Consider the following 444-nt stretch of genomic DNA (forward strand, 5'->3'; position numbering starts at 1 on the left):
CTGCCTGGCCGCGAAACCCCGATAAAAGTACCGGACGAACACTTCGTCAACGGCCATCCGCTGCTGGGTCCGTTTCCGGGCAATGTGGACTTCGCGATCTTCGGCCTGGGTTGCTTCTGGGGCGCAGAGCGGCGCTTCTGGCAGCGCGAAGGTGTGTACAGCACAGCCGTGGGTTACGCCGGTGGCTTCACCCCGAACCCGACCTAAGAAGTAGTCTGCTCGGGCCTGTCCGGCCACAGCGAAGTCGTGCTCGTGGTCTACGAGCCGGAAAAGGTCAGCTACGAACAATTGCTGGCGATGTTCTGGGAACTGCACAACCCGACTCAGGGCATGCGCCAGGGCAACGACATCGGCACCCAGTACCGCTCGGTGATCTACGCCACCAACCCAAGCCAATTGGCAGCGGCCAAGGCCAGCAAGGAAGTGTTCCAGGCTGAACTGACC

Annotated in this window: 1 pseudogene; it reads left to right on the forward strand. The window is 61.7% G+C overall.

Going from position 1 to position 444, the window contains the following annotated elements:
- Positions 1-444, forward strand: a pseudogene (gene msrA / locus AC1DKR_RS21205) (peptide-methionine (S)-S-oxide reductase MsrA); the annotation flags it as partial.

The sequence above is a fragment of the Stenotrophomonas sp. 01N47 genome (assembly GCF_056399165.1).